This is a genomic window from Nonomuraea sp. NPDC004354 (genome assembly GCF_053602555.1).
The window spans coordinates 168,075-190,512 of record NZ_JBSGDV010000002.1 but is presented as its reverse complement, the minus strand read 5'-3'; the positions used below and the strand labels follow the sequence as shown (position 1 = coordinate 190,512).

The 22,438-nt window shown below is 68.5% G+C and carries 26 protein-coding genes; 16 read left to right on the top strand and 10 right to left on the bottom strand.

What is annotated here, in order from left to right; genetic code table 11:
* Nucleotides 1-14: 14 nt before the first annotated feature.
* A complete protein-coding gene (locus ACWENQ_RS06565; protein WP_449915766.1) occupies nt 15-392 on the bottom strand; it encodes a VOC family protein in 378 nt (125 codons plus the stop codon).
* Nucleotides 393-402: 10 nt separating this feature from the next.
* On the opposite strand from ACWENQ_RS06565, the gene ACWENQ_RS06560 reads away from it, so the two are divergent.
* Entirely contained in the window at nt 403-846 is a 444-nt protein-coding gene (locus ACWENQ_RS06560) for an ArsR/SmtB family transcription factor (RefSeq protein ID WP_449915763.1), read from the top strand.
* Nucleotides 847-900: 54 nt separating this feature from the next.
* On the opposite strand, the gene ACWENQ_RS06555 is transcribed toward ACWENQ_RS06560, so the two are convergent.
* The 3 genes from ACWENQ_RS06555 to ACWENQ_RS06545 form a co-directional block, all read right to left on the bottom strand.
* Nucleotides 901-1,407 (bottom strand): potassium channel family protein, encoded by a 507-nt coding sequence (locus ACWENQ_RS06555; RefSeq protein ID WP_452413090.1) that lies wholly within the window; start codon nt 1,405-1,407, stop codon nt 901-903.
* Nucleotides 1,407-2,378 carry a DUF4331 family protein gene (locus tag ACWENQ_RS06550; protein WP_452413089.1) on the bottom strand — a complete coding sequence of 324 codons (972 nt, stop codon included), beginning with the start codon at nt 2,376-2,378 and terminating at the stop codon, nt 1,407-1,409. The genes ACWENQ_RS06555 and ACWENQ_RS06550 overlap by 1 nt, the downstream gene beginning before the upstream one ends.
* Nucleotides 2,379-2,546: 168 nt before the next feature.
* Nucleotides 2,547-4,031: an alpha/beta hydrolase gene (locus tag ACWENQ_RS06545; RefSeq protein WP_452413088.1), complete on the bottom strand. Its 1,485-nt coding sequence runs from the start codon at nt 4,029-4,031 to the stop codon at nt 2,547-2,549.
* Nucleotides 4,032-4,230: 199 nt separating this feature from the next.
* Here ACWENQ_RS06545 and ACWENQ_RS06540 point away from each other — a divergent pair, with 199 nt between their 5' ends.
* Nucleotides 4,231-5,340 carry an amidohydrolase family protein gene (locus ACWENQ_RS06540; RefSeq protein ID WP_452413087.1) on the top strand — a complete coding sequence of 370 codons (1,110 nt, stop codon included), beginning with the start codon at nt 4,231-4,233 and terminating at the stop codon, nt 5,338-5,340.
* Between the two features lie 114 nt (nt 5,341-5,454).
* Here the strand turns inward: ACWENQ_RS06540 and ACWENQ_RS06535 are convergent, their stop codons facing one another.
* Genes ACWENQ_RS06535 through ACWENQ_RS06525 form a run of 3 tightly spaced genes read right to left on the bottom strand, consistent with a single transcriptional unit; the run spans nt 5,455 to nt 7,511 of the window.
* Entirely contained in the window at nt 5,455-5,934 is a 480-nt protein-coding gene (locus ACWENQ_RS06535) for a DinB family protein (protein ID WP_449915756.1), read from the bottom strand.
* A gap of 24 nt (nt 5,935-5,958) precedes the next feature.
* On the bottom strand, nt 5,959-7,179 hold the full coding sequence (locus ACWENQ_RS06530; protein WP_452413086.1) for an RNA polymerase sigma factor: 1,221 nt from the start codon (nt 7,177-7,179) through the stop codon (nt 5,959-5,961).
* Nucleotides 7,176-7,511, bottom strand: coding sequence for a YciI family protein (locus tag ACWENQ_RS06525; RefSeq protein ID WP_354922842.1), 336 nt, complete (start codon nt 7,509-7,511; stop codon nt 7,176-7,178). The genes ACWENQ_RS06530 and ACWENQ_RS06525 overlap by 4 nt, the downstream gene beginning before the upstream one ends.
* A gap of 240 nt (nt 7,512-7,751) precedes the next feature.
* On the opposite strand from ACWENQ_RS06525, the gene ACWENQ_RS06520 reads away from it, so the two are divergent.
* The 3 genes from ACWENQ_RS06520 (at nt 7,752) to ACWENQ_RS06510 (ending at nt 9,972) form a co-directional block, all read left to right on the top strand.
* Nucleotides 7,752-8,159: a DUF7144 family membrane protein gene (locus ACWENQ_RS06520; protein WP_449915754.1), complete on the top strand. Its 408-nt coding sequence runs from the start codon at nt 7,752-7,754 to the stop codon at nt 8,157-8,159.
* Nucleotides 8,160-8,263: 104 nt separating this feature from the next.
* Nucleotides 8,264-9,418: a phospholipase D-like domain-containing protein gene (locus ACWENQ_RS06515; protein ID WP_449915751.1), complete on the top strand. Its 1,155-nt coding sequence runs from the start codon at nt 8,264-8,266 to the stop codon at nt 9,416-9,418.
* A gap of 20 nt (nt 9,419-9,438) precedes the next feature.
* Nucleotides 9,439-9,972: a flavoprotein gene (locus ACWENQ_RS06510; protein WP_452413085.1), complete on the top strand. Its 534-nt coding sequence runs from the start codon at nt 9,439-9,441 to the stop codon at nt 9,970-9,972.
* 3 nt (nt 9,973-9,975) lie between these two features.
* Here the strand turns inward: ACWENQ_RS06510 and ACWENQ_RS06505 are convergent, their stop codons facing one another.
* Entirely contained in the window at nt 9,976-10,518 is a 543-nt protein-coding gene (locus tag ACWENQ_RS06505; RefSeq protein WP_354922831.1) for a TetR/AcrR family transcriptional regulator, read from the bottom strand.
* A 57-nt stretch (nt 10,519-10,575) separates the two neighbouring features.
* Here ACWENQ_RS06505 and ACWENQ_RS06500 point away from each other — a divergent pair, with 57 nt between their 5' ends.
* Genes ACWENQ_RS06500 through ACWENQ_RS06480 form a run of 5 tightly spaced genes read left to right on the top strand, consistent with a single transcriptional unit; the run spans nt 10,576 to nt 14,236 of the window.
* Complete coding sequence (locus ACWENQ_RS06500; RefSeq protein WP_452413084.1) at nt 10,576-12,357, top strand: MDR family MFS transporter; 1,782 nt, start codon at nt 10,576-10,578, stop codon at nt 12,355-12,357.
* Nucleotides 12,354-12,734 (top strand): hypothetical protein, encoded by a 381-nt coding sequence (locus ACWENQ_RS06495; RefSeq protein WP_452413083.1) that lies wholly within the window; start codon nt 12,354-12,356, stop codon nt 12,732-12,734. The genes ACWENQ_RS06500 and ACWENQ_RS06495 overlap by 4 nt, the downstream gene beginning before the upstream one ends.
* Complete coding sequence (locus ACWENQ_RS06490; protein WP_449915742.1) at nt 12,731-12,976, top strand: DUF948 domain-containing protein; 246 nt, start codon at nt 12,731-12,733, stop codon at nt 12,974-12,976. Before ACWENQ_RS06495 ends, ACWENQ_RS06490 begins: the two co-directional genes overlap by 4 nt.
* A 10-nt stretch (nt 12,977-12,986) precedes the next feature.
* Nucleotides 12,987-13,436 (top strand): universal stress protein, encoded by a 450-nt coding sequence (locus ACWENQ_RS06485; protein ID WP_449915739.1) that lies wholly within the window; start codon nt 12,987-12,989, stop codon nt 13,434-13,436.
* Between the two features lie 20 nt (nt 13,437-13,456).
* Complete coding sequence (locus ACWENQ_RS06480) at nt 13,457-14,236, top strand: M15 family metallopeptidase (protein WP_354922818.1); 780 nt, start codon at nt 13,457-13,459, stop codon at nt 14,234-14,236.
* A 131-nt stretch (nt 14,237-14,367) separates the two neighbouring features.
* Here ACWENQ_RS06480 and ACWENQ_RS06475 read toward each other — a convergent pair whose 3' ends face one another.
* Entirely contained in the window at nt 14,368-14,688 is a 321-nt protein-coding gene (locus tag ACWENQ_RS06475) for a hypothetical protein (protein ID WP_452413082.1), read from the bottom strand.
* 87 nt (nt 14,689-14,775) lie between these two features.
* Nucleotides 14,776-15,216: an HAD family hydrolase gene (locus tag ACWENQ_RS06470; protein WP_452413081.1), complete on the bottom strand. Its 441-nt coding sequence runs from the start codon at nt 15,214-15,216 to the stop codon at nt 14,776-14,778.
* Between the two features lie 361 nt (nt 15,217-15,577).
* On the opposite strand from ACWENQ_RS06470, the gene ACWENQ_RS06465 reads away from it, so the two are divergent.
* The 6 genes from ACWENQ_RS06465 (at nt 15,578) to ACWENQ_RS06440 (ending at nt 22,430) form a co-directional block, all read left to right on the top strand.
* Nucleotides 15,578-15,871 carry a hypothetical protein gene (locus tag ACWENQ_RS06465; RefSeq protein WP_452413080.1) on the top strand — a complete coding sequence of 98 codons (294 nt, stop codon included), beginning with the start codon at nt 15,578-15,580 and terminating at the stop codon, nt 15,869-15,871.
* A 1,612-nt stretch (nt 15,872-17,483) separates the two neighbouring features.
* On the top strand, nt 17,484-18,665 hold the full coding sequence (locus tag ACWENQ_RS06460) for a pentapeptide repeat-containing protein (RefSeq protein ID WP_452413079.1): 1,182 nt from the start codon (nt 17,484-17,486) through the stop codon (nt 18,663-18,665).
* 450 nt (nt 18,666-19,115) lie between these two features.
* Nucleotides 19,116-20,282, top strand: a complete 1,167-nt coding sequence (locus ACWENQ_RS06455) for a hypothetical protein (protein ID WP_452413078.1) — start codon at nt 19,116-19,118, stop codon at nt 20,280-20,282.
* Between the two features lie 245 nt (nt 20,283-20,527).
* On the top strand, nt 20,528-21,583 hold the full coding sequence (locus tag ACWENQ_RS06450; RefSeq protein WP_452413077.1) for a hypothetical protein: 1,056 nt from the start codon (nt 20,528-20,530) through the stop codon (nt 21,581-21,583).
* A gap of 66 nt (nt 21,584-21,649) precedes the next feature.
* On the top strand, nt 21,650-22,078 hold the full coding sequence (locus tag ACWENQ_RS06445; protein WP_452413076.1) for a hypothetical protein: 429 nt from the start codon (nt 21,650-21,652) through the stop codon (nt 22,076-22,078).
* Between the two features lie 196 nt (nt 22,079-22,274).
* Nucleotides 22,275-22,430 (top strand): hypothetical protein, encoded by a 156-nt coding sequence (locus tag ACWENQ_RS06440; protein ID WP_452413075.1) that lies wholly within the window; start codon nt 22,275-22,277, stop codon nt 22,428-22,430.
* The last annotated feature ends 8 nt before the right edge of the window (nt 22,431-22,438 follow it).

The window sequence follows — 22,438 nt, the reverse complement described above, 5'->3', positions numbered from 1 at the left end:
CCTGTCCCGAACTTCTACTGCGCCGATTGAGCCTGGACCTTGGCGGAGTCGAACTCGACGTATTCGATGATCGCGCCGCCGGGGTGGCGGATCGTCAGGTTGCGTCCAGTGGGGACTTCGTTCGGGCCGTCAAGGGTGTCGCCTCCCTCGCGCTCAACGATGGCGAAGACATCATCGAGGCTGTCGACGATGACGGTGGCCTGCACGTCGCGGTAGGGCGCCAGCGCCTCTGGGGTGCCTGAGACCAGGAGGTAGTCGCCGATGCTCGCCAGCTCGAGGTTCCCGTAGGGGAAGCGCAGCCCCGGCCGGGCGGCGGTGAGGGCTTCGAAGGTGGGCAGAGCGGTGTCCAGGTCGTCGACATAGATGCGGGCGTAGGTGGTACGGGTGGCCATGCGACACTCCATGATCATTTCCATTTTCTCGAAATATGGAAATGATCCTATGCTGGTCGGATCGGGACATGTCAACTCAGACCGACATCAGGAGAGCGGGATGCGATCGCCGACCGAGCCCAAGACGGCAGACATGGATCTGGTCGCCGTGCTACACGCGCTCGGCGATCCCGTCCGCTTGGGCCTGGTGCGCCTGATGGCCGCAGACGGCGAGGTGCCCTGCAGCCCGCAACACCTGAACGTCCCGCGTTCCACGCTCTCCAATCACTGGCGCATTCTGCGTGAGGCGGGCATCACCTCGACTCGCTCCGAGGGCAAGGCCCGCTACATGACGCTGCGTCGTGACGACCTGGAGGCTCGCTTTCCGGGCGTATTGGAGCCGATTCTCACGGTCGCCGCACCCGAGGCGGCCGTCGGCGCCACGTCAGCCGGTCGACCAGGGCGCGTCCAGTAGCTCACACGACAGGATCCCGAAGCCAGATCCGGATCGATGCGACGGTCAGTACACCTAGTCGTGCGGTCTCTGCTCCCGCTGCCCGACCCGCTCCTTGATCCGCAGGGACATCAGGCTCGCCGCCGTCGCCAGGACGACCAGGTTGAACGTCATCTGGACCAGGAGGAGCCCCCTGCCGAGCTGGCCGGAGGCGTGGATGTCGCCGAAGCCGACGGTGGCGAAGGTGGTCATCGAGAAGTAGAGGGCGTCGGTCTTGGTCGTCAGCCCGACGAACTGCCCGTCCAACCGGGTCGCGACGGTGAAGTCGGCCAGCGCGAACAGCACGAGGCCGCCGAGCGTGAGCAGGATGAGGCCGCTCACCGGAAGGTATGCCCGGTCCGTCGCCGCCTGCCGCCGCGCCGCCAGCACCACACCCCAGACCAGCAGGAGCACGCCGACCACGAACACGCCCAGCCGCGCCCACGCCCCCCAGCCGTACCTGGCCTCCTCCAGCGGCAGCAGGTAGTAGAGCGCCACGATCAGCGCGGCGTTCCACAGGGTCGACCAGAAATAGGGCGGCATCACGTCTGCGGATGCGGGGTGCCCAGGTACGGGAAGTCGGGCAGCAGGTCGGTATGCGGGCCGATCCCGTCGTCCGGGACCCTGCCGTCGGTGACCATCCCGATGCGGACGTCGGTGACGTCGTCGTCGAGGCGGCGGCCGTTGGGGTAGGCGGCGGGCGCGGACCTGTCGAAACGCAGGATGTCCGGCAGGACGGTGGCCAGCCGGTCGCGTGCGGCCTCGGCGGTGTAGCCCCCGGTGTGCTGGAGCGCCGCGGTCCAGGCGTCCAGGTAGGTGGCCACGTCGTCGGCGGGCTCGCCGCGGTTGTAGCCCTCCTTGGCCTCCTCGGCGTTGAAGTAGGCGGTCAGCGACGGGTGCGCGCCGCGGTCCACCGAGACCAGCTCGCCGTCCCGGCGCAGGCAGACCCGGCCCCACACGCCGATGCCCGGCTCGGCGCCCAGGACCCGGTCGGGCACCTCCAGGACGATGCCGACGACGTTCCTGCCCGCCATGGTGTCGGCGCCGGTCCACTGGAAGCCCTTGCCGATGCCCTCCAGGTCGGCGAAGAACGGATCGCTGCGCAGCCCGGCGGAGAACCGGAGCCAGTCCGTCTCCGCGATCTCCGGCTCGGGCCCGAAACTCACCGGGACGTCGGTGAGCACCTGGTCACCCGCCGCCTCCCACGACCTCGCGGCTTCGCCGGTGCCGTGGAAGACGGTGACGGTCTGGCGGCCTTCCCTGGGCGCGGAGAAGACGAAGCTGAAGGCGACGTCCGCGCGGGCGTCGCCGTCGTTGTCGATGTTGAGCCGGTAGACCGCGTCAGGGTGGAGGTGCGGGCCGTGGGTCGGGTCGAACGAGAACGAGTTCACGTCCATGACCAGCACGGTGCTCTCCGGAGCGCGCGGCGGTCGGAAGGCGAACACGTCGGTGAGGTCGAGGCGCGCGTCACCGGACGGCGGTCGCAGGTTCGGGCCGCTGAGATGGTGGGACATGACCTGCCTCCGATCACGGTGGTGTGTGCTGCCAGGGCCACCTGACCGGGGGAGACGCCGGATGCCCAGCACGAGGCTAACCCGGCTCGCGGTGAGATCGCAGGTTCGCCGCCTTCGGTGTGTCAGCCTGATGGCCCCGGCCGCCCGCCCGGGGCCATCAGGAGCGTTTCAGCAGGTGGTGCCTGCGGCGGGCAGCGTGCCGTACAGCAGGTAGTCGTCGATGGCGTTCTTGACGCAGGCGTCGCCGGTGAAGTAGGCGCCGTGGCCGTCGCCGTCCAGCGTGATCAGCGTGGCCGTCCGCAGCTTGGTGGCGAGGGAGACCGACTGCTCGTACGGCGTCGCCGGGTCGTTGGTCACGCCGGCGACCAGGATCGGCGCCGAACCGGTCGCGTCCACGCGAGCGGCCGAACCGTCACCGCGGGGCCACCCGGCGCAGCTCATGAGTTCGGCGACGGTCCAGGGGCCGAACAGCGGGGAGGCCTCGGTGAACTCCGGGACGACGCGCGCGAACTCGTCCAGGGCCGGGCGGTAGGCCGTGTCCGCGCAGAACGTCACGTGCCATCCGCCGGTGACGCCGGAATACGCCGTCGCCATGTCCAGCAGCGCGGCGCCGTCGCCGTCGTAGGCCTGGGTGAGGGCCTCGCGCAGCGCCGGCCAGGAGTGACGGGAGTAGAGGGCGGCGCCGATGCCGGTGATCGCGTCCGTCCCGGTCAGTTTCTTGCCCTTGGCGACATCGAGGGGTTCGGCGTTCAGATCGGCGACCAGTTCCGTCACGCGCGCGTACGCCTTCTCCCGGCTGCCGCCCAGAGGGCAGGAGCTGCTCCTGACGCAGTCGTCGAGGAACCTGTTCAGCACCCGCTCGAACGCCACGACCTGGCTCTTGACGAACTCCTTGCCGTCGACGTAGAGGTCGCCGTCCATGGCCGAGTCGAGCATGAAGCGCCCGACCTTGCCGGGGAACAGGCCCGCGTACACCCCGCCGAGCATCGTGCCGTACGAGGTGCCGAAGTAGTTGAGCTTGTCGTCGCCGAGGGCGGCCCGCAGCGTGTCCATGTCCCTGGCGACGTTCTCGGTGTCGAGGTGCCGCAGGTTCACGGAACCTTTCGCGCAGGCCCGGTTGAACGCGACGAACTCCGCCCTGATGGCCCTGCGGCCGGCGGCGGTCGCGAGGTCGGGTGCGGTCGCGCCGGCGGGCCGGTAGCTGCTGCAGTCCACCGGCGTGCTCTGTCCCAGCCCTCGCGGGTCGAAGCTGACCAGGTCGTAGCGGGTGTGCAGGGTGGCGTAGGCCGGGGCGTCCTCCGGGAGCATCGAGACGCCGGTGGCGCCGCCGCCGAAGTTGAACACCAAGGACCCCAGGCGCCGGCTCGGGTCGGTCGCCTTCGACCGGATGACGGCGACGCTGATCGACGTCCCGGACGGGTCGGCGTAGTCGAGCGGGACCTCCAGCGTGGCGCACTGGAAGCCCTTGGCGTGCGCGCACGGAGCCCACGCGAGACGCTGCTCGCTCGGTGCCGTGGCGGGAACGCGGGACGGAGCGGCGGTGCCGGCGGCGGCGCCTGCCACGGGGCCCGCGACCACCACGGTGGCGATCGCCGCCATGGCGGCGAGCCGGCGCCTGACGCCGGCCGTGGAGGGCTTGTCGGATGTGGGCATACGGTCGTTCACCTCGGAGACGTGGCAGGAAGCTCGTCTCAAGTAGGTCAGACACGACATCAACCGTCATGCCACGAAATTTCGGGACTTGAGGGGTTGGCTTGGCCCGGTTATCCTCCGGCGGCCCCGGTCAGGCCCACGCGGTTCTCGCGGTTTTCCCGCCATCGCCGGGGAACGTTCCGGACGAGGGTTGCCGAGCATGGCGAACGACACACGACCGGGCCGCCGTCAGGAGCGGCTGCGCGTGCGCGGCGTCGCGCTGCCGTCCGAGGAGTGGGCCGAGTTCTGGATCGCGAACGGCAGGCTGACGCGCGAGCCGCTGCCGGACGCGACCACGGTCGTGGACGGCGGCTGGCTGCTGCCGGGGCTCGTGGACGCGCACACGCATCCAGGCGCCCTTCGTCCGGGCGACCCGCTCGACCCGGCGCTGCTCCGCAGGCACGGCCGCGAGCACCTGGCGGCCGGCGTGACGCTCCTGCGCGTGCCCGGCTCGGCCGACCGGCTCCCCGCGTGGTTCGGCGCGGAACCGGACCAGCCGCGCGTCGTCTCGGCCGGTCGCTGGCTGGGCGTGCCAGGCACGTTCTACGACGGATGGGCGCGGCACGTCGGCGAGCCCGAACTGGCGGACGCGGCGGTCGAGGAGGCCCGCGCGTCCGGCGGCTGGTGCAAGGTCTACGCGGACTGGGTGGTCGGCGAGGAGGGGCTCGACGCGCCGCCGCTTCCCGTCGGCGTGCTCACCGAGCTGACCCGGCGGGTGCACGCCATGGGCGGCCGGGTCGCCGTCCACGCGCAGACGGCGGCGGGCGCCGAGGCCGCCGTCGCGGCCGCGGTGGACAGCCTCGAACACGGTCTGGGCCTCGACCCGGCCCTGCTGGACCGGATGGCCCGCCAGGGGACCGCCCTGGTGCCCACGTTCACCGTCTGGGAGACCTTCGAGCAGGTCGCCCGCTCCTCCGGCTCCGAACGGTTCCGCTCGTGGTTCCGGGCGGCCCACGCCCGCCTGGCGCCGCTGGTGTCGGCCGCGCACGAGGCCGGCGTGACGGTGCTGGCCGGGACCGACAGCTACGGGACGCCCGAACTCCCCCACGGCCGGGTGGCCGGCGAGGTGCGCCACCTGGCGGCCGCCCCCATGCCCGCCGCCGCGGCTCTGGGCGCGGCCTCCTGGACGGCGCGCGCCTTCCTCGGCTTTCCCGTGCTCGACCACGACGCCCCCGCCGACCTGGTCGCCTACGACCTGGACCCGCGCACCGATCTCGCCGTCCTGCGCACACCCGCCCGCGTCATCCACCGCGGCCGCGTCATCCGCTGACCACGGCCACCGGCCGCTCCCTGAAGGCACGCTTCTCCTGGAACTCCGTCACACGGGTCTACCTGTCCCGCCGCGCCCCTCGCGCGGTGAAAGGCGGACTCGGCGCCACGGCGGTCACGGCAGGACGAGCCACTGCCTGCCGTCGATCAGCTCGCGGCCCGCGTCCAGGTGCCCCGCATGGCAGGCGGTCTCGGTGATCACGTGGAGGAGCACGTCACGGTGGGTGCGCGGCCGCCAGTCGCCGAACAGGTCCTGCGGCCACCAGGCGGTCGCGGCGTCCTCGGGAGTGGCGGTGATGACGGCGTCCGCGAGGTCGATCTCCTGGCGGTAGCGGTCGAGCACGTCACGGGCGGGTACGTCAGGCCCGACCTGCCAGGCGTCGGCCGTCCCGGCCAGCTCGTCGATCGCGGCCCGCCGGCCGCCGACCACCGCGCCGAACCAGAACCGTTCGACGTCCAGCGCCAGATGGTTGACCAGCCCCAGGCACGACCAGCCGGACGGCAGCACCGGCCGGCGCAGCTGCTCCTCGGTCAGGCCGTCCACGATGCCGAGCACGTGCCGGCGCTGGCCGTTGAGGGCGGTGAGCAGGTCCATGGACGTTCCCTTCTCGACGACTCTCTACAGTTCGGCGGCGCGGACGAGCAGCCCCCGGCGCTCGGACGCGCTGTGGGTCCGTGCTGCCGCCTGCCGGAACAGGACGGCGGCGCGTTCCCGGTCGCCGGCGCGGGCGGTGAGGTCCGCCTCGGCGGCGATGGCCAGCGGGTAGTCGTCGAGCGCGCCGCCGGCGTGAGCCTGTTCGAGCAGGGCGAGCCCGGCCGCGGGCCCGTACGCGTAGCCGTGCGCCACGGCGCGGTTCAGCTCGATCACCGGACCCGGCTGGAGCCGTACGAGCCGGTCGTAGCAGGAGGCGATCCGGCGCCAGTCGGTGTCGGCCGCGGACGTCGCGGTCGCGTGGCAGGCGGCGATCTCCGCCTGCAGCGCGTAGGGCCCGAGGTGCCGCAGAGCGGCCAGGATGCCCACGGCCTCGCCGATCGCGGCGTGATCCCAGCGGGACCGGTCCTGCTTGTCGAGGGTGACCAGGTGGCCTTCGGCGTCCCGGCGGGCGTGGCGCCGGGAGTGCTGGAACAGGAAGAGGGCGAGCAGCGCCGCCGCCTCGGGCTGTCCGGGCATGAGCCGCACCAGCAGCCTGGCCAGCCTGATCGCCTCCTCGGCGAACGCCGGCTCCCCGTCGGCGTTGTAGCCGTGGGTGAACAGCAGGTACAGCACGGCCAGCACGCCCGGGAGCCGCTCGGTCAGGGTCACGCCGGTGGGGACCTGGTACGGGATGCCCGCCTGCGCGATCTTCGTCTTCGCCCGGGTCAGCCGCCGGGTCATCGTGGACTCGGTGACCAGGAACGCCCGCGCGATGTCCGCGGTCGGCACCGCGCAGATCGTGCGCAGCGTCAGCGCCACCCGCGCCTCCGGTCCGAGGGCCGGGTGGCAGCAGGTGAAGATCAGGCGAAGCCGGTCGTCCACGATCTCCTCCGGTGCCGGTTCCTCGGTGGCGGCGGTGAGCGTCGCCACCGCCAGCTCGTGCAGCTTGCGCCGTTCGACGGACGCCCGCCGCAACACGTCCAGGGCCCGGTTGCGGGCGACCGTCATCAGCCAGCCGCCCGGGTTGGCCGGCACGCCGTCCGCGGGCCAGCGCTCCAGCGCCAGGGCCAGGGCCTCCTGTGCGCAGTCCTCGGCCAGGGTCCAGTCGCCCGTGACGCGGATCAGCGCCGCGACGATACGCGGATAGGCGTCGGCGGCCGCGGTCGCGGCCGCCTGGACCGCCGTGGCCCCTTCCGGACCGGTCACTGCTCGAAGTCGGCCAGCGGGCGGATCTCGATGCGTCCGCCACGGGCCATCGGATGGGTGCGGGCGACTTCGATGGCCTCGTCCAGGTTCGCGCACTCGAGCAGGTCGAAGCCCACGATCACCTCCTTGGTCTCGGCGAACGGGCCGTCCGAGACGAGCAGTTCGCCGGTGCGCACGCGCACCGTCGTCGCGGTCGACTTCGGCGCCAGCACCATCCCCTGCAGCCGCCGGCCGGCGGCGTCGTTCTCGGCCACCCACGTGTCGATGTCGGGCGTCGCGGCGGGGTCGGTGTCCGGTTCCGTGTCGGTGCAGACGAACATCACGTACTTCATCGCCAGGGTCTCCTCTCGGTGGTTGCACCCTAGTGACGATCGGCGCGGCCCGATCCGGACAGCCGCGCGGAAACTCGTGCCATCGGATCGCCGGAGGGCGCTGTCGTCCGTCTGGCACCGCCAGTTACTTTCCTTACGAGAACTTTGTCGGATCGGTTACTAGCGCTATCCACAATCAGGGAATGACCACCGCTGAATGGGCTCGGCAGTACCTGCCGGGATCGGTGAGAGGAGCTCGCGATGACAACCGCCTCCACCCCGCACGGCCCCACCTTCCGCCAGCCGATGCAGACCGGATGGTACGGATTCGCCGGGATGCTCGGCGTCATGATGGGCGTGTTCAACGTCATCGAGGGGTTCATCGCCCTGGTCAAGGAGAGCTACTTCCTCGCCCCCGACGGCCGGCTCCTGGTGCTCGACTACAACACGTGGGGCTGGATCTGGCTGGTGATCGGCGCGCTGCAGATCGCCACCGGCGCCGGTCTCCTGATGGGGCAGGGGTGGGCGCGATGGGCCGGCATCTTCATGGCGGCGCTGGCGATGCTCGGGCAGTTCCTGTTCATCGCCGCCTTCCCGATCTGGTCGCTGATCGGGATCGGCGTCTGCATCATGATCATCTACGGCCTCATCGTCACCCCCCAGGGCTGACCCCCGGGCTCCGCCCGGCCCGCGGCGCGTGCCGTCGGCGGGATGCGGTACGCCCGTCGCGGGTGATGCTTGTCTGCCACCTGCTGTAGTGGAACGCTTACCGTATGACGATGTTCGCCGGTGGCAAGATCGAGGCGTTCGTCGGGCCGACCGAGCTGGGCGCGGCAGACGACCTCGAGCACGTGATCATCGATTTCATCGACGGCGCCCAGCGGTCCCTCGACATCGCCGTCCAGGAGCTCGACTCCGAGCCCATCGCCCAGGCCGTGCTCGACGCCCGCTTCCGCGGGGTGGACGTCCGCATGGTGCTGGAACAGGACTATCTGGTCTCCGCGAAGCTGCCGAAGATCATCCCGCGGGCGGGGGAGGACGAGGCGGCCGCGCGCCGGCGTGTCCAGTGGGGGGAGGAGACGGGCGCCCGCAGCCTGGAGCCGAACAGGAAGATCCTGGCCGCGTTGCTGCGCTGCGACGTCGACGTGAAGGCCGACTACAACCCGGCGATCTTCCACCAGAAGTTCATCATCCGCGACTACCGCGAGCGGGCCCTGCCCACGTCGGCGATCCTGTCGGGGTCGGCGAACTTCACCGGCACCGACTGCCACCGCAACCTCAACCATGTCGTGATATTTCATGACGCGCGGGTCTGCCTGGCGTACACGACCGAGTTCAACCAGATGCGCGCCGGGCAGTTCGGCCGCGGTGCCCACGGCAAGGTCCCGGCCGCCTACAGCCTCAACGGCATCCCGGTGAAGGTGCTGTTCGCCCCGGACCACGCGCCCGAGCTGGAGATCATGAAGCAGATGCTCAAGGCGACCGACCGGGTCGACTTCGCCATCTTCACCTTCTCCGGCTCCTCCGGCATCGACGACGCGATGATCGCCCTGGCCGCGGCCGGGCGGGCCGTCACCGGAGCGATGGACCCCGGCCAGGGGGCGCAGAAGTGGGCGGCCACCCATGACCTCGACCGCGCCAACATCGAGCTGTACTTCCCCAAGCGCGGCCCCGCCTTCGGCAAGCTCCACCACAAGCTCATGGTCATCGACGACGCCACGGTCATCGCGGGCTCGTTCAACTACACCGAGCCGGCGAACAACTACAACGACGAGAACATCTTCGTCATCGGCAGTCCCTACCCCGACCTGCCCAGACGCGAGGGAGGCCCGGTCGATCCGGCCGCCTGCGCCGAGCTGGCCCGCTTCTTCAGGACGGAGATCCTGCGCATCGAGGCCGCGGGCGAGCGCTTCATCGGGGAGGGCTGAGGCGTTAACCTTCCGCTGGTATGAGCAAGGTCCTGTACGTCATCGTGTGCGCGGCCGTACCGGCGGGAGGCGTCGGGCGGCTGGTCGCCATGGCGCAGGACGCCGGATGGGCCGTCCAGGTCGTCTCCACCCCCTCCGCGCTGGGCTTCATCGACGTCGCCGCGCTGGAGGAGCAGACCGGGCGCCCGGTACGCAGCAGGTACCGCGGGCCCGACGAGCCGAAACCGCCGCGGGCCGACGCGATCGTGGTGGCGCCCGCCACGTTCGACACGGTCAACAAGTTCGCGACGGGCATCACCGACACCTACGCCCTGGGCGTCCTGGCGGAGGCCCCCGGGCTGGGGATCCCGGTGGTCGTGCTGCCGTTCGTCAACAGCGCGCTGGCCTCGCGGGCGCCGTTCGTCAGGAACGTGGCGAGCCTGCGGGCCGAGGGGGTCGCGGTGCTGCTGGGCCCGGGAGAGTTCGAGCCGCCACCGGCCACCGCGGACGCCGGCCACGCGGCGGCCTTCCCGTGGGGCCTGGCGCTGGACAGGCTCGCCGACCTGACCGGCTGAGCCTCACCGCAGGCAGGCCTCGAACACCGCGGTCAGGCGGTCGATGTCGTCGGCCGACGGATCCGCCGGGCCGAGCAGCCGCCGTACCGACCCGATGCCCAGGAAGACCGCCGTCGCCAGGCGGGCGCGGGCGTGCGCGTCGTCCCCGCCCAGCCGGGCCGCCAGTGGTTGCACGACCGCGGTCCTGAGCCGTTCGGTCATCAGCGCCTGCACCTCGGGGTCGCCGGCCGACCGCTCCAGCGTGCGCAGGATGGGGCTCTCGGGGTCGGAGTGCATGCGCTGCGCCGCGTACTCGGCCAGCCGCCTGGGCAGCCCTGCCGTGTCGCCGTCCAGCACCCTGGCGACCGACGGCTCGCCCGCCAGCACCTCGCCGAACAGGCCCGCCTTGGAGCCGAAGTAGCGGCCGACCAGCGCGAGGTTGGCGTCGGCCGCGGCGGCGATCATGCGTACGGTGACCTGCTCGTAGCCGTGCTCGGTGAACAGCGCGCGTGCCGCCGTGAGCAGGCGTTCCCTGGTCGCTTCGCGATCCCGTACCCGGACCTCCATGGCTGAAGCCTAATCGCACTTGCCGCGCGGCTAGTAAACAGACGTATACTCGCTGGCATGGCACAAACCAGGCAGTACACCCACAAAGAGATCCTCGAGGTGATGTCGGGGCTGATGCTGGCCATGCTCACCTCGATGATCTCGACCTCGGTCGTGGGTACGGCGCTGCCGACCATCGTGGGCGAGCTCGGCGGGCAGGAGCAGTACTCCTGGGTCGCCTCGGCCACCATGCTCACGATGACCGTGTCGACCCCCCTGTGGGGCAAGCTGTCCGACGTCTACGGCCGCAAGCTGCTCTTCCAGATCGCCCTCGGCCTGTTCGTCGCCGCCTCGCTGGCCGCCGGGCTCTCGCAGGACATGGGCCAGCTCATCGCGGCGCGTGCCGTACAGGGTCTGGGGGTGGGCGGTCTGTCCGCGCTGTCCCAGGTGATCCTCGGCGACATCGTGCCCCCGCGCGAGCGGGGGCGCTACTCCGGCTACATGGGCGCGGTCTTCGGCATCTCCACCGTCGCGGGCCCCCTGCTCGGCGGGTTCATCGTCGACGCCGACTGGCTGGGCTGGCGCTGGTGCTTCTACGTGTGCATCCCGTTCGCCGTGGTGGCGTTCGCGGTGATCCAGAAGGTGCTCAGGCTGCCGGCGACCAACCGGAACACCTCGATCGACATCTGGGGCGCCACGACGATCACCGCCAGCGCGAGCGCGCTGATGCTCTTGCTGACGCTGGGCGGGCACGAGTTCGCCTGGAACTCGTTCTGGACCTACTTCCTCGGCGCCGTCGCGGTCGTCATGCTGCTGCTGTCGGTGTTCGCCGAGCGCACCGCCCGCAACCCGATCCTGCCGCCCCGGCTGTTCCGCAACCGGACGTTCGTGCTCACCAGCCTGGCCTCCCTCTTCGTGGGCATGGCGATGTTCGGCGCGATGATCTACCTGCCGCAGTACCTGCAGATCGTCAAGGGCATGAGCCCGACCGCCTCGGGCCTGATGACGCTGCCGATGGTGTTCTCGCTGTTCCTGTCCGGCGTGATCTCCGGAAAGATCGTCACGAGGACCGGCAGGTGGAAGATCTTCCCGGTCGTCGGCCTGCTGCTGGTCGCCGTCGGACTGTTCCTGCTCTCGCGACTGCACGTCGACTCGACGCAGTGGCTGATCGGCGTGGACGTCGCGGTGCTCGGCATCGGGCTCGGCCTGTCGATGCAGATGCTCATCCTCGCCGCCCAGAACGGCTCCGAACTACGCGACATGGCCGCCACCACCTCGGGCGTGGCGTTCTTCCGCTCGCTGGGCGGGGCGGTCGGCGTCGCCGCGTTCGGGGCGATCCTGTCCAACCGGCTCAAGGACGAGATGGCCGAGCTCATGCGGGCCGCGCACGTCAGGCCGCCCGGCGGCGGCTCGCTCAGCCTCGGCAGCCCCGCCGACATCCAGCAGCTGCCCGAACCCGTCAAGGGCATCGTGCTCGAAGCCTTCACCAGAGGCCTGGAGACCGTCTTCCTGGTCGGCGTGCCCATCGCGGTGCTCGGCTTCTTCGCGGTGCTGTTCCTGAAGGAGCTGCCGCTGCGGGGACACGGCCCCGCCGAGGCGGCGCCGTCCACACCGCCCGGCAAGGACGACCTGGTCCTCGCGGGCCTGCTGCTCGAACTCATCGCCCAGCGCGTCGAGCACGCGGACGGCAGGCCGTCCGCGCTGGTCAGCGCGGTCGCCCGGATGGCGCCACCCGACAACAGACCCGAAGGCGACCGGGCCAGAGCCGTCGCCGGCGCCGTGCTGCGCCCCACCTCGCGCGCGCTGCTGGCCCGCGCCGTGCCGTCCGTCAACACCGTCCCCGAAGGAGCCGCACGATGATGCGCAGGTTCGTGGGCGCGGTCACGGCCGCCCTGGCGTCGATCGCCGGGCTGTGGCTGATGGTCGCACCCTTCGCGCTGGGCACCCAGCCCGAGTTCGACGACTGGATCGACGCCACGAACGTGGAGTTCTTCACCGGGCTCGGCGTCACCGTCGCCGGCCTGGTGGGCGTGGTGGCGTTCGCCGCCGCCATCCACGAGGACCTGGTGGCCCGCGGGCTGGTCACCGTACGGCAGCGCGCCCCCGAACCCGAACCAGAACCCGCACCCGAGCCCGCACCCCCCGGCATGTCGTCGGCGGAACTGGCGACCATGCTCGCGCCGCTCGTCGTGGCGTTGCGCGAAGACCTCACCACCACCAACGGACACCGGCGATGAAGACCACACTGGGCCTCGGCGCCCTCGCGCTGCTGTTCGTCGGCGGCCTCTGGCTGGTCGCCGCCCCCTTCGTGACCGGCTACCAGCCGCGCGGCGCCGCCTGGACCGACGCCACCGTGAACGACGTGTGGATCGGCGGCCTGCTGGCCGCGGGCGCCTTCCTCACGCTGGCCGGCTACGCGGCCGCCACGCTGCGCGAGCTGGCCCGTCGCGGCCGGCACGCCGTGGACCTCACCCGTTGAGAGCGGCGCCGTGGAACCGCTGGCCAACCGGCTCCCCGACGGCCGGTTCGAGATAGGCAAGGACGGCGCGGGCCTGCTCGTCGTCGGCTACGACGGCACCGGCCCAAGCCGCAACGCCCTCGCGTACGCCGCGGGGCTCGCCCGCCGCGACGGGGCCGGCCTGCTGGTCGCCTTCGTCGAATCCCTCACCAGCACCACCCTGTGGTTCTGGGTCGGCTCCCCGGTCATCCCCGACCCCGCCGAGGACCTCATCGACGACCTGCGCGAGGAGATGGGCCACCACGGCGTGCCCTGGCGCTTCGTCAGCGTGCGCGGCGAGGCCGCCAGAGAGCTCGAAACGCTCGCCGCCACCCACCGGGCCGACGCCATCGTCGTCGGCCGCTCCCGCTCGCCCTGGCACGCGTCCGTGTCCCGAGGTTTGATACGGCACGCGCGGCGAACGGTACTGGTCGTGCCGTAGAGCGCGCTACTTTGGAAAAGGTGAAACGCGTCATCGCCGCCGTATCGTTGCTGGTCACCGCATGCGGCGCCAACACCGCCCCCGTCGCGTCGGCGAGCCCAGGCGCCACCGGCCCGACGCCCGCGACCGCCCCGTCCACCGATCCCGCGGCCACGTCGACCTCCACCGCCGACCCCGCCGCCTCCACCGCGCCCGCCGTCGACCCGACCCCCGCGCCGTCACCCACCGGCCCGCCCGCCTTCCAGGCGAAGGTGAGCAAACTCGACCCCGACCGGCTCCCCCACTCCTGGCGCCCCGGCTGCCCCGTCCACTACCGGGACCTCCGCCTGATCACCATGACCTACTGGGGCTTCGACGACCAGGCCCACACCGGCGAACTCGTCGTCCGCGAAACCGTCACAGACGACATCGTCACCGTCTTCAAGAAGCTGTACGCCATGCGGTACCCCATCAACCGCATGGAGCCCGTCGACGTCTACAAGGGCAGCGACTACGCCTCGATCGACGCCGACAACACCTCGGCCTTCAACTGCCGCCGCGCCACGGGGTCGAGCAGCTGGTCCAACCACGCCTACGGCCAGGCGGTCGACGTGAACCCGCGCGAGAACCCGTACGTCACGGCGTCCGGCTCCACGGCCCACGACAACGCCCGCGAGTTCACCGAACGCCCGATGAAGGGCAAGGGCGTGATCAACCCCGGCGACCGGGTGGTCCGCACGTTCGCCGCGGTCGGCTGGGAATGGGGCGGCTACTGGTCCGGCACCAAGGACTACCAGCACTTCAGCAAGGGCGGCGGCTGAGCCCCGCGCCGATGCCGCCGGATGGCCGCTGACCTGCGGTTCGGCACCTCGCTGTGTCTCGCCTTGTCTGGTGGTTTCGCGCTCTGATGTGCCCTCGTCGTGCCCTGCCTATCTGGGGTACGGGCATCCGCTCACCAGTCTTCGGAACCGAACGCTTCTGGATCATGGGCGCTGTTCCAGATCGCTTCGTCATCCCGGGCGGCGTCTCGCTGGCGTTCGCGGTTCTTGAACTCCGGGGTTCCCGGTGTGCGGGCTCGGCCACGTGCGAGGGCGGCTTGCGTGGCTCGTCGCTCCTTCTCCCCCGGAGGGATCTTCCACTCTTGCCCTTGGTTCTCGGCGGCAGCCCGCCGTGCATCGTGTTCGCTTTGGGCTCGGCGCATGGCGAGCTCCTCGGCACTCGCGGCCGTCGCGGAGTCCGGCTTGGCTGGCTGACGCTTGTGAGGCTTCCCCATGCCGGTCATCGTGAAGGGTGCCCTGGTCGATGACGAGACGCCGTCAAGCCGCTGTATCACTTGAGCGAGCTGATTCGAGCCCCTCGGTTATTGGTGCTGGAGAAGGATCTCGATCGCCTGGAGCACGCCCGTGACTACGTGATCCGCGGGATGGTCGTGCTCCGGCCATGTGCCCCGATCGATCCAGATGGTACGGAGACCGGCTGATCGTCCTCCGCCGATATCGGCAACGAGGTGGTCACCGACCATCCATCCCCCGTCGGCAAGGGTCGTCCCGCACCTCTTGGCGGCGACCTCGAACAGGCCGACGTCGGGTTTGCGCATCCCTTCGATCCCCGACAGCGCGTAGGCGTCGACAGCCTCAGCCAAGCCGGTCTGCTGGATCTTGCCGAGCTGGTTGTCGGCCATCCCGTTGGTGACGATCGCCACCTTCCATCCCGAGGCGCGGAGCCGGGCCAACCCGTCGAGCGTCTCGGACCGGCAGCGGACGAGCTGGCCCCAGAACCAGCGGGTGAGGGTGCCGACCATGCCGCCCTGGTAGGTGCTGGGCCGGTTGGCGGGGGGCGACCGTACTCACGCCGCGGGTGTCGCCGTAGATGGCTGCCAGACGTTCGCTGACGCCGCGGTACCAGGCGTCGAGGATGCCGTAGTGCTGGTAGATGGGCTGGGTGTTGCGGGGCGGCCAGGTGCCGCCGCTTGGCAGCGGCATGGATCTCTCCCCAAGTACGTGATACTGACGAAATGTGACGAAGGAGTACGCCTCGCTGCTCGCCTAGGTGATTCCGGTTATCGCGATTGCGGTCGCTCTCGAATTGCGTGCATACACAGTTCGATACGTTGAGTTGCGCCGGAGGGCGAAGATGACGCAGAGGACTACAGGTTCAAGTGGATGGGCGTGCTTATAGGCACGATGGCGATGATCCAGATCGTTCTTGCCCTCGGCGAACTCCGGGTCCTACAGATCGCGAGCGGTCTTACTGAACCTGACGATTCTGTACTTGCACAGATGCTCACGTTCGGGATCATCCTCGCGTTCAGCATCCCTGCAGCGGAATCGCTGATCCGAATGGTCTTCGCTATGGACCCTTCTCGCACGAGGCGGGGGAAGCGAAGTATCTGGGTGATCGGAGTGATCCTAGCGGTCATCGCGTTCGGGCAAGCCGTATCCGCCTTCATGTCGTGATCTATTTCACGAGCACTACTCGGTGATCTTGAATGTGGAGCTTGGGAGAGGAACTTCCCAAAAGCTAATTATCAGTAGAGCAGTGCTCTTGGTCGTCTATCGCGACCCGCGCCTGGGTACAACCCATCGCATAGTCTCGGCGAGAAAGGCACAGTCCCCCATGTTCCTCCTTTTAGCGATCGTCGCGATTGCGGTTGTTGCAGGTGTGGTCACATCAGGCGCCGAGATCTCGAAGGCATCGGCGTTTGGATGTTGATCATGTTGGCAGGTTTCGCGTTCTGCATCCTGCTCTACCTGGCAGGACTCGTCTTTGGCTTCGCATAGCCCTCACGCTGCGAGAAGCGTCGGCTCTCGCAAGTGGTACTGCCAGACCGCGCGTTGTGTGAACCGCGTACCGGCCAGCGTCCAGGCTGTGATCGTCAGACTTGATCGGTTCGTCGGGGCCTTTCTCGGCCTTCTCGTCATCCCACGAGTAACCAGGAACCTCCTCGAACCCGGTGCACGAGCGGTGGACCTTGAGCCGGTCCGTGGCGAAGAGGCTCACCATCATCCTCAACCCTGGTAGGACCTCGTTGTTGCTGAGCGTGGAGGCGATGCTGTACGGCGGCTGATGCAGCTGCACGCGGAAGCTGGCCGCGCTCGGCTCGACGACGACGTACTGAGGGCGCGGGTGGCCGCCGACGTCCATCCAGCGGTATTCGCTGGTGAGGTGGCCGTCGGCGCCGAGGCCAAGCACGAGCGCGGCGAACGGGTTGACGGTGCCGTAGCCGACGCCAGTTGCGATCCACCGCTCGATGGGCGGGAGCAGGTCGACGACAGATGTCCCCGTCCCACATGTCGTAGACGGCGCCCTCGGCGAGGCACCAGGCGCCTTCGATGAAGTGGCAATACCAGAGGCCGACGTACTCCTGCTTGAGGGAGCCGACGTAGGCGGGGTCGAGGGCGACATGGCTGCACGTGGCCGGCCTGTACCTGAAGGGCATCCAGGGGGCCTTTCGGCACAGCCGGATGGCGACCACGGCAGATATCTACACGCACTTCACCGCCGAGGTGCAGCGGCGAGCAGCCGACTCCCTCGACGGCACCCTGGCGAACTTGGGCCGCCGCCGAGTCCCTGGCGAACCAGGGTGAACGATCTTTGGCTGCTACAGCTGTTGCTACAGCAGACCTCTAGAAATGGCTCAGGGAGCCCCTTGAGATCAAGGAACTTCCTGGTCAGACCCTACGCGGCCGAGAGGACTCGAACCCCTAACCTTCTGATCCGTAGGAAGATTCAACTCGAAGACTCATAGCTCCTACCAGCAACAGCGCCGCCGATCGGCTCGCCACAAGCCCTATGTGGGAAGCATTGGGAAATAGTCATGCTTGTGAGCCCTTCTGCCGTCCTCGGTGCGGGGCGCGAGTAACGGTTGGATCGCGCCGAGGACACCCGTCAGTGTGCCCCTACAGAGCCTCCGTCTTCCACTAATCGGTTGCGCGTCGCGCCTCTCGGCAGGCTCGCCGACCGGAACGTGGCGAGAAGGCCCCTAAGCGGCCACCTGGATCATGTGTCCGACCTTTGGCGAGCCTGCTTCCTAGCCGCTTGCGCCCATGATCGGCTACTCTCACCTCCGTGTCCGATGCCGAAAGACCGCCCGGTCCTTCGACCAAGCCGCATACTCCTGTTCCAGGCACTTCTCCCAAGAAGAAGCGCAAGAAGGCGATCAACGATGGCACCGTAGCGATGGCACGCCCAGTAGAGCGGGGATGGAAGCGGCACCGCACTCCACGCATAACACCGCCCACGCAAGCGGAACTTGATGCCCTTCCAGTAAGGGATCGTCAAGAGCTATACGACATGCGTCGTGAACGCCGCTGGCAGCGGATCACATCGTTCGGTGTACTCTTTGGTCTTATTTTCACCGCGGGCGGCCTTCTTTATACTGCACGCACTTGGGAGACTGGTCAGAAGACCTTAGAGTCTCAGATTCAAGGTCAGATAACAGATCGCTACACAAAGGCCATTGAGCAAATAAGCTCCGAAAAGTCTATCGAAGTCCGCATTGGCGGCCTGTACGCACTGCAGCGGATAGCTCAAGACTCTTCATATGATGCCTCCATCGTTCAGGAAGTTATCGTGGCCTTCGTTGTCCAGCATGTTAGCGCCAGCAAGAGTTCTCTCTCCCCTACGGCATCACGCACTTCGCCCGAGTTGCCGCCACCACCGGATCCACCATGGGTTCCGCCGCTGACTAGATGGCAACCAAGTGCCGATATATTAACGGCATTGAGAGTGTTGGGAACAGTTACGGGCATCACTCGTGAATCCGTGGCGCTCACGACAGTTCGTTTCGAGCAAGCGAACTTCCATTGGGCTAATCTCCGAGGTGCCCACTTAAGCAATGTATCCCTGGAGACGTCTAACCTTGCATTTGCGGACTTGAGTAACTCGAACCTCAGTCGTGCTCGCTTAATGGGTTCAGACCTGCTGGGCGCTTCGTTGAGGAATGCCAGACTTGTCGAAGCATTCTTGACTAGGACTAATCTTTCCAGTGCAACTCTCTCGGGTGCAGATATGGGGTCTGCCGTGCTTTATGAGGCCAACCTGAACGCTGCTGATCTAACAAGAGCAAATTTGAAATCTGCCGATCTCACCAATGCCGTGCTAACGAATGCCGACTTATCCTTCGCGAATCTTTCGAGAGCCAATATCCGGCAAGCGGATTTTAAGGGCGCGAATCTACGCGGCATAAAAGGTGTATCCATCGAAGAAATCAAGAAGCTTGCCATAATCGATGGATCTACACGGTTCTAGGGTGAGCGCCGCATGCAGTGCGTGGCCGCCAGCTCGAACAGACGGCACCGCGTCATCCTGTCCAATGCAATGGCCCATGCCGTCGAACTCAAGCTGATCGACAGGAACCCGATCGTGGACCTGAAGTGGAAGGTCGCAAGACCTCGTTTGGTGGACCGACGTTCTGTCATCAGCCGAACCAGGCACGCGGCGGCCGGATCGCCCTGCTCCGGCAGCTCATGAAACCGAACGCCGGCTGTCCACACGGTTCGCGCGATTGTGATCACGTACCATCTGTCTCCGTGTCCCGGCGATCATCGATCCTGTGGGTGGCGGCCCTGCTCACCGCGGTGAGTCCCACCGTCTACTTCTGGATCGACGATGACGTCAGGTTGTTCGCGTGGGGGTCCTCTGGGTGGTGCTTAGGCAACGAGCTCAGCGGTCAGCTGTGGTTCGTGTCGGGCGCTGATCGTGCTGGGCTTCCTGAGCTGGTATCTGGCCATTCGCGCCGGGCGGGAACGGCTCGCCCGGGCCCTCGCTCGGGTCGCGGCCGGCGCGCTGATCCTTCGCGATGTTTCAGGCTTCCTGCTGCTCGTCCTCGACGCCGCGATCGGCCCCGAGTGCCTGGACGCGTGGGGACCGCCGGAGCTGGTGAGCAGGCGCGTGGGCACCGGCCTCCTCTCCTTGGCGCCGCCCCTGCTGATACTGCTTGCCGTACGCGGGCCCTTTGTGCGGAGAGGTCGGTTCCTCCGCGCCACGTTCGCCGCCCTGTCGGTGATGGCGCTCCTCTTACTCCCGGCGAAGTCCGCCTTTCCCGGCAGGGCGAGCACCGAGAGCGAGCTCGACTGCGCCGGTTTCGGCGACGGCACGGCCCGAGGGTTCAGCAAGGCGGAGAAGGACTTCCTCTGCCTTGCCCGCGGCTATACCGACTTCCACGGCGAAGGGGACGCCTTCGCGGCGGTTCCGGACCAGGTGCTGCTTGCGCGTGGGTATCGGCTCTGCAAGATGGCGGAACATGACATGCAGGGCGCACTGCGGTCGGAGTACGCGCGAGCGCTGGGGAGCCTGTGCCCGGTGGTGGCCAAGGCGCAGGAGGCCGAGGGACGAAAGCGGCAGGCAGAGGAGCGGGCGTACTTCGCCAAGGGTGAGAAGGCCTGCGCCACGCATCCCGCGCACCGGCCGCGGGTGAAGCCTGTACGGCAGGCGCGTGCCACCATGTGGACCGAGTTCTGGACGATCAACGGGTGGGACGAGGGGTTCGAGGGGTCGATTCCCGACCTGGTCGAGGAACTGGTCGGGAGCGAGCGGGGGGCGCTGGCGATCTGGGCGGCTGACGAGATCGGGCATGCGTGCGTCACCGGTGAGTCGTACGCGAAGCCGCCGCCGCTGGAGACCAAAGGATGGGACGAGGTGGTCGAGGTCGGCTACGAGAGTCCGAGCGGGTCGCTGGTGATCGTCGACAACCAGGGCAACGCGCTGCCAGACCTCACACCGGGTGGTCCGGGAACCTATCGTGTGCGGGTGCATCTGCGTGGGCGGAAACTCGTCTACCAGGTGCCCGACCCGCCGGACGGGGCGGTCGAGCTGCTGATCACGGTGTTTCCCGGCAAGGAGACCAAGCCGGTCGTCTACAAATGAGCCCGAGGACTGAAGAGGCCTGGATGGCATGACCAGGGCCATCGCGTGGCGCAACCGGGTACTCGAAACCCGGCCTTCCTCGTCAGCGGCGCCGCTTGCCTGATGAAGTGGTTGATGCGGGCCGGTGCCTGGTGATCGTGTGTGGCGGGTGTAGCTGTACAGCATTCCTGGTGAGCTGAGCACGGTCTGTCGCTGATTGGTCCTGAGCCAAGATGATCTCGGCACGGTGACGCAGGAGGGGGAACATGGCTGTGTTCGCATGCGCGGACTGTGGCACCGTGCTGACCTCGTCCGTGTCGCAGGTGGCGCTCCCCGCCCACGCCCATCAAAGGTTCGGCCATGAACTGCTTCCCGCGCTTCTGGAGCCGGGGACCTACGCGGTGAATCCAGAACCTTTCGGGCCGCCGTGGCGGCAGTGGGAGGAGATCGGTGCGGAGGAAGCAGAAGCCCGCGGCGTGTACGCGCCGGTCCACGCTCTGTCGTGCGGGTCGCCGGGAGCGGTCGCGGTCGCACCGGGTGACGTCCGCGGGACCGTTCTGATTCCGGAGCGATGCGACGGCTACTGCTACGGTCTGGACGGCGGGGACGGCCCGAATCTTGCGTGCGCGCGATGCGGGCACGCCGTGGCCACCCTCATCGACGATTGCTCGTACTGGCGGGTGGTGTGGCTGGACCCGCGCGCCGTACGTCTCCTCGACGTCGATGCGCCCTCCCGCAGCGTGCTCAGCTGGGAGGAACTGCGGGAGGAGCAGCAGGAGACACCGCCGGTTGAGCCGATCGGGGCGTGGAGCCCGGTGTGGGAGGCGGCGGTCTCGGTGGCGCTGGCCCACCTGCTGGCCGCGTCGGGCGGTACCCGGGTGGAGGTTCCCGACGGCCCTACAGCCGATGCGTTCCGTCCGGCGCTCGATGCCCTGCTGCCACCCGGGCCGCCGACGAAGAGCCTGGCCCTGGCCGGGCCGGGCTTACCCGCCACGGCCGCGGACATCGCTTTGGTTCCGCGGCATCCGCAGACCGGGGAGACATGGTCGTCCGGCGCGGGGGCGGCGGTGCCACTGGCTGCCGATGTGTGGACATATCTAGCCTTCAACCGCCTTCGGCGGCTCCGTCCCGCGTCGGGCGGGCTACCCGAGGGCGTCTACCGCGATGACCCTCCACCGCTGCTGCCGCCCTTTCCGTTCCGGCCCGACCGGGAGGTGTTCCTCCACACGCTGGCGCGGCAGCCGGAGGTTCGTCAGCCATGGCTGCGTACGATTTACGACCACGCGGAGAACAACAGATCCAGTCTCCTGTTCTGGCGGTAGGGAGACATCACTACCGGCACTGCCGTCACCACTGGGGCGTGCTTCCGTCTGTAGGACCATGTCCTCATGTCAGTGACCGAGTTCGCCGGCGTGAGCGAGGATAAAGATCGTGGCGTCACCCCCAAGGCAGGGCTGTACGAGTTCTGGACCGAGGAGGGCGCCCATGTCTACCTCCACGACACCGACTTCACGTGCCTGACCTATGAGCCCGGCAGACCGCCGGTACTGGAGTTGGAGTTCCTCCATGACCCGCAGTGGACCCCGCCCGAGCTGTCGAAGACACCTGTCGTGATCTTCCGGTTCGAGGATGTCCGGATCATCGAGTGGTGCGAGGACCAGGAAGGCCATGACTGCGTGACCGCCCAGCACGACGCTCCACCGGGACAGGTCAGCTGCTTCGACTGGGATGGCAACGACCTGTTCGTACTGGACACTTTCACGTTGCGTCTGGCCTTTCAGGCCCGACGAGCAGAAGTGACCGTACACACGAAGTAACACAAGGTCCCGGTACACCCGCAGCTGAGGACCGCACGCGCAAGGCCGTCGATCGTGTCTTCCGTGCTGACCTCGTCGGAGCCGTGTGTCCTGGATGTGCCCTCCCAGGAAGCATGACCGGCGCCACCGCAGGTCAGCAGGCCAGGCAGTGACTACCAGGGCCACAGCAAGGGCGGCGGCTGACACCGACGTGGCCGTGTCCAGGGACGTTGTCAGCAACAGCGTCAGCGAGGTCGACCGTCATCGGGTCGCCGTCCGTCGTGATCCGTGTGCTCCAGCAGAGCGCCCCGACATCGTCGCCGAGTCCATCCCTCGGCTCGACGACCACGAGGTGACCCCGCTGATGTCCTGAGGACATCG